The sequence below is a fragment of the Dyadobacter bucti genome (assembly GCF_005869225.1).
In the GTDB taxonomy this organism is placed as follows: Bacteria; Bacteroidota; Bacteroidia; order Cytophagales; family Spirosomataceae; genus Dyadobacter; species Dyadobacter bucti.
This window is the reverse complement of sequence record NZ_SWFP01000007.1, coordinates 139,930-154,634: the sequence shown is the minus strand read 5'-3', so window position 1 is coordinate 154,634 and position 14,705 is coordinate 139,930. Positions and strand designations below refer to the sequence as shown.

Here is a 14,705-nt window from a genome sequence, read left to right as displayed (position 1 = left end):
TTTTTAAGCGACTGCGATTCCTAAGGCAAAAAGCTTTTTATGCCTGTTGAATAGATGGTTTCCTCCCAATCTGACGTCGCCGAATCGTCGTTTTTTTCATAGCTTCTTGCGCCGGTCGAAATGAATCGATAAACAACCTTTGTTCCGCCTTTATATCCCCCATAAGATGTATTCAACGATGTTTTGTTCGGGACACTAGTGGATGTATTCGTCAACCTGGCCGCGAAATCATATTTCGGAGAAAACTGAGTCACCAAGGTGGAGCTCGTGAATGAATTGATTCCAAAGGCTGTGTTTACTGCGCCGTTGAAAAGCTGGATCGGGGCGTTGGTCGTTAGTGTGCTGCTGAACTTGTTGCCTCGCACGTCCAGGGTGTTGAGTGATACGACGACTGTATTAAAAATCCCTTCGGACTGGTAGTCTGTGAACTCGTTATTGATCAAGTACAGCTTTGTAACGTTCTTGCGTATATTGTAAAGCTTCACTTTATCAATTTTGCAACTTTCGAACCGAACGTTTTCCGCTCCAAACACTCCAAATTGTATTTGACTGGTCGAATCAGCTGTAATATTGCAGTTGATGAACTCAACTTTTGCCCCCTGCAACAAGAGAGTGTTGGTTTTGTCTATTTTTAAATTGCTTTCCCGGAAGGTGGCATTTATACTGTTCGTCAAATATCGCTGAGTACTGCCGAGTACTGTAAAGTCTGCATTCGAATTGAAGAAATTGACGTCTCCTTCAAGTGTTACCGGCTGTTGCAGGAAAGCCCAGTTTCCGGTTCGGCAATTCTGAACTGTCAAATCGCCTTTGTGGGCTGCAACGTTTGTAATTAAAACTGCGGCACCTCCATTAATATAATTCTTACAGTTGTCTATGGTCAGCTTCGTCTTTTTGCCGGTTGTAGTGATCGGGACAAACCGGACTAGCTCAGAAAACCAGCTCGCTGATGAATCTCTCAGAGCAAATGTGGAGTTGGAAAGCGTGGCTTCAAGGCAAGGGCCAATTTCTGTTCCCCGTCGAACATCGATCGTTGTGTTGTCACTGTAATTTAAAATCTGGTCCTCTGAAAAGGCAAACCCAAATCCTTCGGCGCTCTTGACCATTGTATTTCCGGAAACGATATAACTATAAGTTTTGCCGGCAGTAGTGGTTGAGTTCGGTGAGAGGGTAAGCGATTTATCCCTTACATTTTCAATGTAGTTGTTTGCGAATATCGCTCCCTTGATTTTCTCACCCCATATCCCCCCATTGAACTGTGAAGACCATGCGGGATAGCTATCTTTGACAGTGTTGCCTATCGCAATAGCACTGGTGCAGCCTTGTTCAAAAACAATCCCTACGCGTTGAAAATCACGAACGAAACAGTTTGCAGCGGACGGGTTCGTGGCAGCGCCAAAATAAATCCCATCACCATACTCCCCTCTCTGCTCTGCTGTTCGGCAATTGACAGCTTTAATATTTACGCCCCCAAGAAAATATATGCCCTGACTGATGGTGCTGACTGCCTTGACATTGTCAACGACCACATTTGAAGCGTAACTGATGTACAAGCCACGGCCCGCGATTACGTTAGCGTGTTTACCCGTTATCGTAATATTTTTAATTGTCATATTACTTGCATTCGCTGTAAATGACGCGCTGTTACGAGTTTTTATTGTGCCGTAACCATCGACATTGCAACCAAAAAGCACAGTCGAATTAAGGGTAAACACATATCCTGCTTCAATGAGCAATGTGCGTTTCTTGGCAGTGGCAAATGCCGCGGCTTTGCGGACTGCCGATGCGTCATCAGTGGCGCTATCCCCAACAGCGCCGAATGACAGAGGTGTCACATACTCCTGTAATGGGCGTTTATACCTTCTTGCGCCATACCTGATCACCATTGCTGAATCGTCAGGGCTTGTGGTGTCCGTTGGGTCATAAATGAACTGTCCTGATCTTCCGCCTTCATTGATCAATACTACCCGGGCGGTATCAGCTTTGCCCAGGCGGAGATCTTTCATTGAAAGAAAGGGTGCCCGGGAAATAGCCAAGTTCAGGATGTCGGTGTATGCATTCCTGAAGTCAGATGGCTTTATAGCCTTGATTGTGTTGTCTGATATCTTGGCAATCGAAGCTTTTGCTTTCGCCTCGGGTGTTGTTTGAGAGAAAGCGGAAAGGCTATTCAGTAAAAAACAAAATAGTGTGAGTGTCTTTTTCATTAGTGTGTTTATTGATACGGGGAATTAAGTACTACGTCTTTTAAGGGCTTAATTTCAAATCGTTTGCCTACCGAGTCGACCAATATTGTTTCTCCGTCGTCTTCGCTTTCCGTGTCGTCAGGCAGAAAGATCGCAACCGAATTATCACCGATGTCAGTCACAGAGACAATACTCGATGTATCCATATCGGTCGAGCGAAGCTGGGCCTTCGTAATCCCTGATGGGATGCCAAGCATAGAATTGATCATCGCTTTAAATGACCCTGTGTTGATGTTGCCCATGCCTATTAAAATGCCCATTATGCCGCCTGAGTTGAAAGGTTTTGGAAAATCTTAGTCGCGCTTTCGTACCCGATCTGGATCCGCTTTTCAATCCATTCTGCCCGCGGGTCAAGTGTTCGACCGAGCAAACTTTCGCCTCTCTCGTTGAGCGGCACTTCGATGTTGAAGAGCTCGGCATATACAATCCCTTCCTTCTCTGCCCATTCCGGATACTTCAAAGCCCATTCGTTGATCTTCTCGGTCATTTTGATATCCCGTTGAAGCCCCTCATTGAGAAGTATATCAATAGCAGAAGCCGCCTGGGTGACCAGATTCTTTTTCTGATCATTGATTGACTGATAGATACTATTTGCGTTCGGAGTGTAAACCTTCCATGGATTTCCTTTTGTGAGCTTTGACATAATCAGCGGAAGCGGGCTGGACATTCTGAGTCCACCGTCCACCGCGTCCCGGATAAATGTTCCGTCGGCTAACCTGATCCATGGAATCGGAGCCCATACTCCGGGCATTGCGGTACTTGCCAGCATGCCAAGACGAAGGTTATGATCATCGGCAAAGCTGTTTTGATTGACCTTGTACAACTTCCCGTCATAAAGGCTCACCAGCGTGAAATGGAAGTCAGCCTGAAAGTCTTTTTTGAATACGTGTTGTGTCAGTAAGTCGAAGAGCGGGCTGTTGTCCATGATTTTATCGATGGATTTACCGTTCTCGATTACTTTCTGGATAAACTTCTGCTGGCCTTTTTTGGTGATTAACCCGATCTTGTCTTTGAAGCCAATCCCATTTGTAAGAATGTCTTTAATCTGGTCGATGTTTGGATAAACACCTCCGTCACGAAGCTCAGCCAGATAGGTTTTTGTGATGATAGAACCATTCGTTTTACCTACATGATCCCATAGGTCGAAAAGTAAATTGTACTTGCGCATAGCCGCAAAAGCTCCTACCAGCGTTCCGACGGAAGTGCCGCTGATAATGTCTGCATGGATATTGTGCTCTATGGCAGCTTTCAGAAAGCCTACTTGCGTGGCCCCTTTAAAACCACCACCAGGGAAGCAAAAAGCGTGTTTAACCTTATTCATAGTGTGTTAAAAATTATCCCATTGGAAGTGCATTGCATCAATCCGTCCCTTCCAGTCTGCGCCACATTCCCATCCATTGCGCCGCCATACTTCAATAAAATCATTACTCCAGGTACTTGGCTTGCCTAATTGGTTCCAGGCCGCGTTAAGATCTACTGCTATCCCAAAGGCGTGTAAGGAAAGTGTTTCTAGTCCCCGTTTCTTGCGTATGTTGAAGCAGCCGTCAAATGTTTTAATCTCCGAATGAAGGTCAGCTTCTATCAATGCGAACAAAGTCGTTTCAAGGCGTTCTTTGATCAGATTATTGAGGTATATCTTACCAGGAATAGCCGGAATATGATCACCGATAGCTTCCGGAACATGCCATAATGTCATCCATTTTCTTTCAAATGTGATGTTATCTACCGCCGGGTTGCCGAACTTCTCGATTAACTGCTTTTGTGTCTTCATTACCAATCAATACGAGCCAAAAACCGCCCTAACCCGTCCTTGTTTGCTCTGCAAATCCTGTAAGTGATAAGTCTTTCGGCTACAATCGCAGCAGTTAAAAAGCCTTGCGTAAACACCGTCAACCCCCAATAGAACCCATTCAGGCAAAACAGGATGATGCAGTAAAAAAATATCTTACCTCCCAGGGTATCTCCGTTAGACCGACGGATTTGCTCTTTCACTGCATCCCGGTTCTTCGTCTTTAATGTGTTGTGCGATATGAGCGTAATAGCAAGGACTCCGCCGCAAAGCAACACAGTTACTCCCTTTACGATCCATTCAATGAATTGTAGTTCCATCATCTTTGTCTTTTAGCTTTCTGATTACTTTTTCCCTAATTATCTGCACGATAAACTCGAATGAGAGCACTACCACGGCGGTAGCAAACCCGGCCATGAATGCATTATCGACTTTAAACCAATACACCACTAAGCCAGGGACTAACAAAGCCGTAGCCGCTCCGGAAGTGATCACGTATATCACCTTTCTTCGGGATAGGGGCACTTCGGGCTCGTAGATCCTGATAATCACAAATATGGTGGCGGCAAAAAATGACATGAGCATATTTTCGGCCTTAACCCCCAGGTTCCTTAATAATTCTTCCATTGGTCTTCTTTTAAAATGTTCATGTGTGGAAGGGAAGTCATTGCAATGTGAATTTGACTTGTTTGTTCAACCCGCCTCCGTTTGCCGACCATTGTCCGCGATATCCTTGCATTCCTGTATAATTTGTGATCGGGAAGTTGAATGGTGTTCCTTGATCAATTCCGGTCATTCCCGAGTTAGTGTCGATGAATTGGTTTCGCAGATTGAACATTGCCTCATAAATCTGATGAAGCTTGTTCGGGGCGAAAGACATTGCGAAATGAACGATGTTGCCACCTCTCCGGAAAAATGATGATGCATATTGATAAAGGAGGTTCCCGTTCAAATCGATTCCGTAGGGCGGATTGTGCACCTGATTCGCAGCGATGTCTTCTGGGTCAAATTCAATTGCATAGTTCGACGCTGGGAATGTGCCCATGTTCAGGTCAGTTGCCATGAGCTTGCTTCCTTGGCTACCGGCATCACCTTCGGATGAATAGATGATGTTCGGCTGATTGGGTTGCCCGGCGCTGTATATCTCGTTGAGCTTGTAAGTGAAATCATAAACAGCGGAAGGGGCCCCTGCACCAGCATACATTCCGCAAGCCCTGAGTCCACCTTCTTTGACGCCTGCGACGAATTCAGCATGAAAATCTTTGAGCCCTTTTGTCTGGAATTCGTACCATTTTCGACCGTTACTAGTCGACATCATTGATTCGATGCTTGAAACATCCGAGTAACTAGCAGGATATGGGACAGGCAGTCCTCCCGCGAACGTGTTCCAAGCTTCCTTATCGATCTGGCTGTATCCAGTCATCAGCATAGGGCTTTCATCGCGGATCAACTGATACTCTTCCGTAAGCGCGGTTGCCGTGGAGATGTAGTCGACATCATTAGGGAACTGATTTAGCGTTTGGGCCATGTGCCGTGCGACGCGTCTGAACTTCTCCCGTCCAATAGGGCTCTGGGTGCTTGGTTGATAGGTTTTGTAGGTGGTCAAATCTTGCAACGAACCTTCTGCATACCAGATACGGTCATTGATCAGCGTTGATTTGTGTCCATTTGGGATCATGTTATCTCCCTCGCGTCTCCATGGAATGAGAGCTACCGAAAGTTTAATTCCACGGGATTTGCACCAGTTCAATATTGCCAGCAACCGGGAGTCCTGAAAGTTTCCTTCTGATGGCTCGTACTCGTACCATTTGATGTTTATGCGAAGGCCCTGAATCCCTTTAAAGTTGGTTCCCTGGTAATTCATGTTGACAAAGGCGTCAATCATGTTTCGATTGTCAACTCGAATGCCAGTAGGGTCTTCCTGATCCCATCCGTAACCTGTCAGGTTCAGATAAAATGCTCTTGCCGTTGTTGGGGTAGGAGTGTTGTCAATCAGCGTAAATGACCTTGCTGCTGTCTGGGTAGGGCAGGTAAGCCCGTTCAACTGCAGGTCGTACGTTCCAAACCCAAGCTGCGTGTAGCTGATATTGATAGTCTGCGCTCCGGAAGTCACAAACGAACCTGACCGGATTGTGGTCGCCCCCTGCTTGATTGTCCAAACAATTTCAGGGACATTGAGCCCCGACCATTCAAAGATTAATCCAGTTCTAGTTGCATTGAATAGGTTCAGAATAACCGGCCCAGCAGTACAAGGCAGAGGGGTAGGAGTTGAGCTTAAAATGAAATTGGAAGTCGAACCACCTGTGCAATTGACACCGTAAACTTTCAATACATGTTCGCCCGGAACGAGGTCACCCACCCAATTAATATTGTTTGTACCGTTCAGTGGCGAGATGTTGCCGGATTTTAAAATCAAACCAGGCGCCGAAGATTTATAGATTGCCCAGTTAAGGCTCGTGACGCCCGTGAAGGAAAGAGAAGCTTTGAGGCTCGTCTTCGTGACATTGCTTACTGAATTGATAATCGGCCCGGATGTGCATGCAGGAAGCCCGCTCGCAGTGTCGGCGGGAGGATTGATAACCGGTGGGGGCACGCGGGTAAGCCACTCATCCAAATACACCTTTACCCACTCCCTTGTAGCTGCGTTGCCAGCGTTTGGGATATGCAGATCTACCTGAGCAAAGCAGGAGAATGAAAGCAATAAGGATAATAGTGTGTGTTTGAATCTCATTATCGTGTGTGTACTTTGGTATTCTTACTTCTTGATCGGGGTTTTGGTCTTTTAAAAAGATGTCAGAAAACCTTCCGACACCTTTTGCTCACCATTAACCGCACAATAAGAACTATGGTAATTCGTTATCTTCTTTCTTTGGTCGCCTCGGATCCCTTGGCCTTGCACATTTTATCTTGCAACTCTGGCAGGGCTTACTGGTTGCTTTCTTAACCCCAGGGTTCTTCATGCGTTTCTCTGTTTTTTTGGTTTTGATAAGCTCCGTAGCAAAGTGTCAGCATACCGGCTGCTGTGATCGCTACAAGTCCAAGGAGGATTGCTTTTTCGATTTTAGTCATACTGGTAATGAGATCTCGATGAATATTTTTCCAATTTTCAACCTTATGTAGCGATGTGAAAAGAACACTGTATTGGAAAAGTGGAACTTGCGTCTTGGCATTTCAGAGAGTAGAACAAAATCAATCAGTGAGTACCGACCAGCATCCACCGTCCAAAAACCGTACGTTAATCGACACCAACATCCATCCGTGTGCTTATGTCCATTCCAAGGATTCATACGATTTGTATCTGCCGCTTCAATTTTGAATCCAATTTTCATAAATTATGCAGTTTAGCATGCACCATCACCGAGGCGACAGGCATTGAATAAGTGACTCCATTGTATTGGTATTCAAGATTCCGGACTGCTCCGTCAGCATAGGGGTTCAGGTACATAACCGCCAGTTTTCCGGCTTTGACCTCACTGAAAACGATTGCCCTTTTGTCGTAGAAAGCATCGACAACATCATATAGATTGTTGTTTTGTGCTTCAACCCATGCCCCGCCATCTAATCGGTACCGGAGGAATTGACGAGTCCCGCCAGCCGTCTGCATGAATGTTTTGTAGTATTCATACATCCCGATCCCCACCGCATCCTCAAAGCCTGACGTTGCAAAGGCTTCGTTTTGTCCCGGCTGTTTCCAGTATGGGAATGAATCGTTATTCTGTGGGCTTGTGGCTCCGTTGGGATACCAGAGGCTATTTCCCCACCATTGTTTGTCGTAGCGGAAATTTCCGTCTGTTTTCGAGGCGGCGGTAAAGGGGATAAATCCATCCAGGAATACGCGGCTGATAAAGGCGTATGTAATGACCTGCGCCGGGCTATGCGGCATCTTCACATACTTATAGAATTTGCCTTCCGGAAAGACGGTTTCTTGCAGGTTGTTAGGGTTCCACTCGTAAAAGGTCTGCATGAATCCCAACAGGTATTTATTGACCTTGTGGGTTAAATGCGCCTTATAGATCATCCGGTAAGGATTGTTGGGCGTATCGCCGATATCATTAAAGTACAACCCGTAGCATGCAGAATTGACATCCTCCATATTGTTGCCCGGAAGCATATTGGAAGGAGGCCAATCTGAAACCGGAGCAATCAGTAAGTTCTTTGTCTGTAACCTGTTCGCATATCCTAATACAGAAGGATTTGAGCCGTAAGCCGCTTTCTTGCTATCCCAGGATGAACCGTCAGGATATTGATTGATGGGGCCGGTGAAGTAATTATGTGCAACCCGTGCCGTTCCCGGAAATCTTGAGTTATGCCGGGCAGTATAGTTTTGGTAGTAAGGTTTCCAGAAGCTCCACTGAGTACCAATCGCGTGATCCTGCTCGCTGTTTTCAAATACAACAAGCCTATGGGTGACGGAGTATTGATTGCCTTTGGCTGCCCCTTGTTCATTGGTAAGAGGTTCGCTTTGACCTGGCGTGTAATCGAAGAACCTTGTATTCCAGTTGCCAGGCCAACCAACACCGTCAGGTTTCCATTGACCAGCACCGCGATCAGGTAGGCTTAATTGGCTTTGAGTTTGAGGTACTTCGTCGTACGTCCTCCCTGCATTCGCAAGCGCGTTAATCTCCGCACTTGAAAGACTGGCAATCTCGTAGTTTGAAAAGTTGGTTACTCCCTTTGAGGTGAGCTGATCGATCGTGTTGATCGGGCCTTTTGGCATAACCCAGATCTTCCCGTCTGTTGCGGGCATATCGGGCAGGTAATCCATCCATTGCGGAACCCGCTTGGAAGAATTATATCCTGATGCTTCGTCGTCGAAAACGAACGTGGCAAAAGCGCAAGTTGTATTGTAGCTGAATGTCCGTCCCGCGTTCGGGTCTTTCCAGCCTTCATCGTAACCCCATGTATAAATGCTGTTTACATCTGGCCGGATCTGGAACTTGTAGACTGCAAGAGGGACTTCGGAAGGCCAGGGGTAGTTGATAAGCCTTGTCGACTGCTTAACAACTTGGTCGTTGATAAAATAACGGAATTCGTATCCGTCGGGAGGAGTGATTGTGGCAAGGTCTGTGATCTTCTTGTCTGCACCTGTCCCGGTAATCACCAGGTTCATGTGTTCGGGCAGACCTTTGGTTACCTGTTTGGCTACGACATTACCGGAAGGGGGCGGCCCACCACCGCCAACTTCAAGGGTAAACTGTTTTTCACTAAATCCAATACAGGAAACACCTTCAAGCCTGAGCGTGTAGCTTCCGGCCGTAATGTCAGAAGAGAAACCAATATTCAGAATGGAAGAAGATGGCGCTATCTGACCTGTGCGTATGGTCGCACCGGTACCATCTTTTACCTTATATTGTAAAAGGGTTACGCCGTTACCGTGAAACTGGGTAGTAAGACCTGATGCTGTTACATTATATACAGACAGGATCGTCGGGCCAGCCTGACAAACAGGAGTGACGACAGTCGTATCTTCCCCGGGATCCGGATTTTCACCCCCTCCAAGATTATAACCAAAAGAATAGTAACAGGTAGGTCGAATGACCGGGCGGATCGTTACCCTAGCTGAATCAATGCTTGGTACGTTTTCGATCCTTAGTCGTTCACCTGCAACATATGGGATATCATTCCAATACCAGATCTGCGAGCCTTTGGTGATTCGGACGGAATAATTGTTCAGATCCGGAGGTGTGCCCGACAGTCCAAATTCAAGCGACGTACCGTCATGAGTAACGTCGACAGCTTTGAGGTCACAATCAGAGATTGCATACTTTTCAAGCTGCTCGAAGAAGTATTCTTTTACCCATGCCTCGGTCGCGACCGTACCCGAAGAAGGCACTGTGATTGTCGACTGGCTCAGCGCAGGCAGCGATATCAGTAAGAGAAGTAAACGAAATATGCCCTTCATTTTATAGTGTGTTGTTCTTAATCTTAAATGTCTTTGTGTCTGAACCTGTGCACATTCCGCCGCTCAGGGTCAGTGAATACGTCCCGGTTGGAAGTTCTTTAAAGCTGAATTTGATTGTGCTTGACTCAGGCTTTAATCGCCCCGTTCTGATTTGGGCGTTATTGAAAATGATGTAGTCCAGCGAGGTGACATTCACACCGTGGAATTTTACGGTTAGGTAGTCTTTCGATGCAGTTATTATCTCGCGTATCTCGGGGCCTTGAGTGCAGGGCGGGAATGGGGCATGCTGAATAGCGTTCAGGCTATCAATCTTCTTTTTGACGTAATCCTGAACCCACTCTTTAGTGGCTACGTCCTGAGGGATGGTAATGGTGAATGTAGTCTGCGCCTGAAGTGATCCCAGGGTTGACAACATTAACAGTAGTGTGAGCACTGTGCTGATCAATCGCATTACCTTCTCTTAGTGTGTGTTATTATGCAAATATATACATTCTGAAATAAAACATATATAAATTGATATTCATTTTAATATTATTCTTTAATGTCATCAAATGACAATAAAATATTTTCTTTAATGATTTAAATACATTTGTTTTTAGAATATATTTATTTTTATATTTGTGCATTCAACACACACGCTATACACACATGAGGTTTTCATGAAAGAAAAAATCAAAGTGGTTCTCGTAAACAAGTATAAATCGCTTGGGTACAGCCAAAAAGCCATCAATGCGGTTCTCGACTATTTAGAGAAAAGCGTAAAAGAAGAAACCGAAATCGAAGAAGCTGTTGACGGGGTCGGTCCGATATTGAAAGTTTTCCAATCCGAAATCGATGCTCGCATCGCCGCTGCTGAAAAAGCTAAAAAGGATAAAGAGGAAGAAGACAAAACAGCCGCTGAAAAAGCGAAATCTGACGGGGTCGAATCCGAAACCGCCAAAAAGACTACAAAAAAAGATTCAGACGAGGTGCCAGAGTGGGCAAAAGCTTTGATTGAGAGCCAGAAAGCGCAAGCTGAGGAAAATAAAAAACTCTCTGACAAGCTAACAGCCATCGAATCCGGCAAAACTTCCGAGTCAAGGAAACAAATTCTTGAATCAAAAATTAAGGACGCTCCTGAAAAGATCAAAGCGAAGATCCTGAAAGACTTTGGACGGATCTCATTCGAAAAGGATGAAGACTTTGACACTTACATCACTGAAACCGAGGCTGATTTAGCTGAAATTTCCCAGTCCATTAATGATCAGGGTTTGGGTCAATCTCAAAGGCCATACACTCCGACAGGTGGCGCGGCCGGAAAGGAGGCTTCCAAGGAGGAAGCATCTGCATTGTTAAAAAGCATACTTCCATAATAAAAAAATGGCTACAACAACTCTGAATGGCGCCAGTGTTCAAATTAATACTGGTAAAGAATCGGTGGTTATCAAGCTTGCTCTTGATGGCATCGAGGGAGGCCGATCTCTGGATGTAACTGGCTTTGGCCCGGCAGTAATCTATGCTGGACATGTCATAATTCAAGACACGGTTTCGAAAGATTTTAAACCTATGCCTCTTACTACCAATGACACTGTCTATGGCTCTTTGCCGGCAAACCACGTCTATGTTGGTGTATTAAGGGCATCGGTCTTGAAGTCTCTCCCCATGGCAGGCATCCTTACTAATGGTACGGTCAACCCCGAAGCAACTCCATTTTCGATGACGTCTATTTTGTCGGCATTCAAGACGGCAGTTCCGACGATCACTTGGAGGGCAGACTAAGCTTCCATTAAATAACATTTGAAACACACACTAGAAAATGGAACAGTCACAGTTCATCGAGTATATCAAGCGCAATTTTGGCCCATTAGTTGCGGCTTATGTAGAAACGCTAAATAACACGAAAAATCCTTTGACGTATCGCTATCGTACGATGCTGACGCGTGATTTTTCTGCTACGGGCAAATGGGAGTCCATTTCCGCCGCAAGCTCAATCGTGGCCGCTGATATTGTTGCAATGGATTCGCCATTGCCATTAAAAATGCGCGACGTCGTAAGTAAAGCTAGTGGAGATATTCCAAAAATCGGTATGAGGCTTGCTTTGAATGAAAGTCAATTAAAGCAGTTGCAAATATTGAGATTGCAAAACAGCACAATTCCGCAATTGCTTAAGAAGCTATTTGCTGACACACCACGATGCATTGCCGGGGTATCTGAGAGGCTTGAAGGCAACTTACTTGAGGCAATCTCCTCAGGAATGACCGTTATCGAAGATATGGAGAATGTCGGTGCTGGAATTCGGGTTGATTATGGTATTCCATCAGCGAATAAATTTGGTGTAGCTGTAGTATGGTCAAACGCCGCTTCGGCGACTCCGTTAGACGACATTCAAAGGCTACGGAAGAAAGTGAGCGGGGATGGGAATGCAATTGGAAAAGTGATGCTCGACAACACGGCATTTGACAACCTTGTTGCTACCACTCAGGTTAAAGAAGCATACGCGAATTCAATAAACCAACCATCAGGAACTACACTTTTTGCACCTGACATTGATCAATTAAATACAGTGCTTCGCAAGAAATACCAATTCACGGTAGAGGTTGTTGATAGGACTATCCGGATCGAAAGAAATGGGGTTCGAAGCAACTATAAACCATGGGTTGATGGACAAGTAGCCTTCTTGCCCGGTGAAACTGTAGGAACACTTACATGGACGACTCTAGCCGAAATTGACGCTCCGGTAGCTGGTGTAGAATATCAGGTTGCCGATGAGTTTGTTTTGGTATCGAAATATCGCACCAACCAGCCTTCACTCGCGGAATTTACCACTTCACAAGCGATGGCCCTGCCGGTTCTGACCAACGTAGACCAGATCTACCTTTTGGATTCTAAAACAGTTCAAGCATAATGGCTAAGAAAAACACCACCAAAACCCCGGATGAGGCTCAGGAAGTCTCATCCGGGTACCTGGTTTTGTCTCCGTTTCGCGACAGGGACAACTTTGAGAAGGCTTATGAAGAAGGTGATGATGTGAGTCATTTTGACGAAGCATTGCTCGAAAGCCTTGTGAGCCGTGGCTTGATTGAGGCGCCAAAGAAGACCGTTAAACCAAAATCAGAGCCTACTGACGATGCTGCGAAAGCTGCTGCTGAGAAGGCCGCGCAAGAGGCCGATGCCGCTGCAAAACTGAAAGCTGAACAGGAAGCGAAAGCTGCTGCTGAAAATCAGAAACAGTAATGACCAACCTCCAAGCCATAAAGCATTTGATCGGCAGCAATGCGAGCGTTTCTGATGAACGTTTAGCCATTGCCGCCGAGCTTGCCGGGATCGATCTTGATCAAGATTACAATCCAGCAAACAACTGCGCGATTTATGGCTTGGTGATATCTGAAATCCAAACCGCACAAAGCGTAAAAAGGGTTTCGGAGGGCAATTACAGTATTGAGTACTCAGATCCGGTTTCGTCCGGCGCTATCGGTCTTTTGGTAAAACAAAGCGGCTGCGCTCAGCTTATCGAGCAGCACTTTCCAAAGCCAACGCTTAAAAACGTCAGTAACCGATGGTAATGCCCCAGTATCCATATCAGCTTTTCGTAAAGACGACCGAAGGCGGCTATCAGAATGCGCATGGGCATATCATACCAGGCACTGATTCATGGATCAACGTTTCGGCTTGCCGGGATGAGACTGAAAACGGTACAAAGCATGATCTGAACGACGGTAGTTTCTATGACTATTCATCGATCATTTACACGCCAAAGAACTGTCCAAAGCTCAATAACGGGGATACAATCGAGGTCAGAAATGGGGCAGAGGTCAGGTTGAAAGGTACGGTTAAATTGTTTTCAGAAGGTCTTTTCAATTGCAGGATATGGGCCTAAGACCAACTTTCAAGATCGGCGATATCCGAAAGTCCTTGGAGGACCGGATGGCAAGGATCGACAAAGCGATTGTAAACCGGCTGCAGTACCTGGGAGAACAATGTGTCAACGTTGCCCGCTCACTGGATACTTACAAAGACCAAACGGGAAACCTTAGAAATTCGATTGGTTATGTCCTGTTGAAAGACGGGGTGATCATAAAAGGGGATTTCAAACGGTCGGCATCAGTGACCAGCACAACCAAGGCTGGAAAAACAAAGACGACCAAAGGATCTGCCGACGGGGTACAAACCGGGAAAAGCTTCGCGGAAAGTCTGGCAAAAGGATATCCCAGAGGTTACGTGCTGATCGTCGTTGCAGGAATGAATTACGCTGCGGCGGTCGAATCGAAAGGCAAGGACGTTCTGACGAGCTCAGAGCTTTACGCCAAAGAACATTTGCCTCGAATGGTTTCGCAGTTGAAGGCCAATATTAACCGAATGACATGAGAACCACTTCCGATGTTGAGTCCATTCTGTTTGAACATATCAAAGGTAGTGATCTGGATTTGGCTTGTAATGGCGGGGTTTGGATGGGAGAAAGGGCCGCAGGGTCTGAACTCGAGGACATTGTCATCAATTCGCTGACCATCACGGTAGGAGGAATTCAGAGAGCGGTTGCTAATGTCAACATTTATGTAAAGGACGTTTCCGTTCCAGGCTCTTCGAACCACAATATCAAGGACTCGGGAAGGATAAAGGTTCTCTCCGATTTGGCTATTGAGCTCTTGAAAGAATTCAGTACTGATGATCATGATTTTTGGGTTGCCGGTCAGGGAGTGTTTCAAGAGCCGGATATAGGACAACACTATATCAATTTCAGAATTGATCATACGATTTATAATGCATAAGCCGGGTAACCGGTAATCACACACACTAA

The 14,705-nt window shown here is 45.8% G+C and carries 18 protein-coding genes; 8 read left to right on the top strand and 10 right to left on the bottom strand.

Annotation, left to right across the window (positions count from 1 at the left end; genetic code table 11):
* Positions 1-20 precede the first annotated feature (20 nt).
* The 10 genes from FBF61_RS22365 to FBF61_RS22325 all read right to left on the bottom strand — a co-directional run bounded on the left by FBF61_RS22365 (position 21) and on the right by FBF61_RS22325 (position 10,346).
* Complete coding sequence (locus FBF61_RS22365) at positions 21-2,201, bottom strand: right-handed parallel beta-helix repeat-containing protein (protein WP_138481571.1); 2,181 nt, start codon at positions 2,199-2,201, stop codon at positions 21-23.
* Positions 2,202-2,209: 8 nt separating this feature from the next.
* Positions 2,210-2,500, bottom strand: a complete 291-nt coding sequence (locus FBF61_RS22360; protein ID WP_138481569.1) for a hypothetical protein — start codon at positions 2,498-2,500, stop codon at positions 2,210-2,212.
* On the bottom strand, positions 2,500-3,561 hold the full coding sequence (locus FBF61_RS22355; protein WP_138481567.1) for a patatin-like phospholipase family protein: 1,062 nt from the start codon (positions 3,559-3,561) through the stop codon (positions 2,500-2,502). Before FBF61_RS22355 ends, FBF61_RS22360 begins: the two co-directional genes overlap by 1 nt.
* Before the next feature lie 6 nt (positions 3,562-3,567).
* Positions 3,568-4,011 carry a M15 family metallopeptidase gene (locus tag FBF61_RS22350; RefSeq protein WP_138481565.1) on the bottom strand — a complete coding sequence of 148 codons (444 nt, stop codon included), beginning with the start codon at positions 4,009-4,011 and terminating at the stop codon, positions 3,568-3,570.
* Positions 4,011-4,352, bottom strand: coding sequence for a hypothetical protein (locus FBF61_RS22345; protein ID WP_138481563.1), 342 nt, complete (start codon positions 4,350-4,352; stop codon positions 4,011-4,013). Before FBF61_RS22345 ends, FBF61_RS22350 begins: the two co-directional genes overlap by 1 nt.
* Positions 4,330-4,656 carry a hypothetical protein gene (locus FBF61_RS22340; protein ID WP_138481561.1) on the bottom strand — a complete coding sequence of 109 codons (327 nt, stop codon included), beginning with the start codon at positions 4,654-4,656 and terminating at the stop codon, positions 4,330-4,332. Before FBF61_RS22340 ends, FBF61_RS22345 begins: the two co-directional genes overlap by 23 nt.
* 37 nt (positions 4,657-4,693) lie before the next feature.
* The gene (locus tag FBF61_RS22335; RefSeq protein WP_138481559.1) at positions 4,694-6,760 is read right to left on the bottom strand and encodes a hypothetical protein; all 2,067 of its coding nucleotides are present in this window, start codon (positions 6,758-6,760) and stop codon (positions 4,694-4,696) included.
* 209 nt (positions 6,761-6,969) lie between these two features.
* Positions 6,970-7,098, bottom strand: coding sequence for a hypothetical protein (locus tag FBF61_RS35300; protein ID WP_262712827.1), 129 nt, complete (start codon positions 7,096-7,098; stop codon positions 6,970-6,972).
* Positions 7,099-7,354: 256 nt separating this feature from the next.
* Positions 7,355-9,931 carry a hypothetical protein gene (locus FBF61_RS22330; protein WP_138481557.1) on the bottom strand — a complete coding sequence of 859 codons (2,577 nt, stop codon included), beginning with the start codon at positions 9,929-9,931 and terminating at the stop codon, positions 7,355-7,357.
* Between the two features lies 1 nt (position 9,932).
* On the bottom strand, positions 9,933-10,346 hold the full coding sequence (locus tag FBF61_RS22325) for a hypothetical protein (protein WP_138481555.1): 414 nt from the start codon (positions 10,344-10,346) through the stop codon (positions 9,933-9,935).
* 244 nt (positions 10,347-10,590) lie between these two features.
* On the opposite strand from FBF61_RS22325, the gene FBF61_RS22320 reads away from it, so the two are divergent.
* The 8 genes from FBF61_RS22320 to FBF61_RS22285 are packed head-to-tail and all read left to right on the top strand — an operon-like array spanning position 10,591 to position 14,676.
* On the top strand, positions 10,591-11,283 hold the full coding sequence (locus FBF61_RS22320) for a hypothetical protein (protein WP_138481553.1): 693 nt from the start codon (positions 10,591-10,593) through the stop codon (positions 11,281-11,283).
* 7 nt (positions 11,284-11,290) lie between these two features.
* Positions 11,291-11,689: a hypothetical protein gene (locus FBF61_RS22315; RefSeq protein ID WP_138481551.1), complete on the top strand. Its 399-nt coding sequence runs from the start codon at positions 11,291-11,293 to the stop codon at positions 11,687-11,689.
* Positions 11,690-11,726: 37 nt separating this feature from the next.
* Positions 11,727-12,815: a major capsid protein gene (locus FBF61_RS22310; RefSeq protein ID WP_138481549.1), complete on the top strand. Its 1,089-nt coding sequence runs from the start codon at positions 11,727-11,729 to the stop codon at positions 12,813-12,815.
* Positions 12,815-13,144, top strand: coding sequence for a hypothetical protein (locus FBF61_RS22305; protein WP_138481547.1), 330 nt, complete (start codon positions 12,815-12,817; stop codon positions 13,142-13,144). Before FBF61_RS22310 ends, FBF61_RS22305 begins: the two co-directional genes overlap by 1 nt.
* Positions 13,144-13,473 carry a DUF6706 family protein gene (locus FBF61_RS22300; RefSeq protein WP_138481545.1) on the top strand — a complete coding sequence of 110 codons (330 nt, stop codon included), beginning with the start codon at positions 13,144-13,146 and terminating at the stop codon, positions 13,471-13,473. The genes FBF61_RS22305 and FBF61_RS22300 overlap by 1 nt, the downstream gene beginning before the upstream one ends.
* Positions 13,473-13,787, top strand: a complete 315-nt coding sequence (locus FBF61_RS22295; protein ID WP_138481543.1) for a hypothetical protein — start codon at positions 13,473-13,475, stop codon at positions 13,785-13,787. The genes FBF61_RS22300 and FBF61_RS22295 overlap by 1 nt, the downstream gene beginning before the upstream one ends.
* The gene (locus FBF61_RS22290; RefSeq protein WP_138481541.1) at positions 13,778-14,275 is read left to right on the top strand and encodes a hypothetical protein; all 498 of its coding nucleotides are present in this window, start codon (positions 13,778-13,780) and stop codon (positions 14,273-14,275) included. Before FBF61_RS22295 ends, FBF61_RS22290 begins: the two co-directional genes overlap by 10 nt.
* Positions 14,272-14,676, top strand: a complete 405-nt coding sequence (locus FBF61_RS22285) for a hypothetical protein (protein WP_138481539.1) — start codon at positions 14,272-14,274, stop codon at positions 14,674-14,676. Before FBF61_RS22290 ends, FBF61_RS22285 begins: the two co-directional genes overlap by 4 nt.
* The last annotated feature ends 29 nt before the right edge of the window (positions 14,677-14,705 follow it).